This is a genomic window from Vibrio sp. 1288, from assembly GCF_033344475.1.
The window spans coordinates 1-693 of record NZ_JAWPOX010000535.1; the positions used below are offsets into that span (position 1 = coordinate 1).

Annotated in this window: 1 protein-coding gene; it reads right to left on the bottom strand. The window is 48.3% G+C overall.

Annotation, left to right across the window (positions count from 1 at the left end; all coding sequences use genetic code 11):
• Nucleotides 1–402 precede the first annotated feature (402 nt).
• Nucleotides 403–693: hypothetical protein (locus tag R8O11_RS27875; RefSeq protein ID WP_318194954.1), on the bottom strand; the 291-nt coding region annotated here is incomplete at its 5' end.

The following is a 693-nucleotide window of genomic DNA, read 5'->3' on the forward strand; positions in this document are numbered from 1 at the left end:
GAGGGGCTTGCAGCCCGCGCCTTGTGGCGCTCCTCGCTCGTTAGATCCGCACATACTCGTCATCGCTATTCGATGACAAGAGGCGTTGTGAAAGGTTGATTTTTAGGTCAGTTCGATTCATAATTCTCTTGTCTTTGGAACCCCGCTGAGAGATTGCCGTCTCGATGAAGCGGGGTTTTTGCATTTTGGGGCTTCTTGCCCTCATTTCGTATGTAATTTACTCATTTCTCACGGCTTTTACAACTGCACTCGCCCACACTTTCGAGCAAGGCTTTGTAAGGGCTTGGCATCACTTCGTTCTAGCCAAACCCCTGATCCAGTTTTTGGGGGCGGTTGTGTGCATCACGCATTTTAGCGGTATCCCTTCGGGAGCCTCCGCGAAAATCCTTGACCCCCACGCCCTTAAAGCTCAATCGTGGCAGTCTGAAACCCAATACCCTGCAATGCGCTCATAGCAGCATCTAGGCTTTTGAATATTCTGGGTTCTTTTGGTTTTCTGGCGCTGCCAGCAAACACCCACAAACCCCTACCCTTAAGCGCCACGTTATAGCCCTGCTGCATTGGTGCAGCAACGATAAGCGCTTCTTTATAAAACCCAAGGTCAAAGCCTTCTTTGAGTGCTGATTGTGTTGCACAGGTGGTTGTTTTAAAAGAATCTTGTTTTTTCATGGTATCAACGTTTTTGAAATTTGT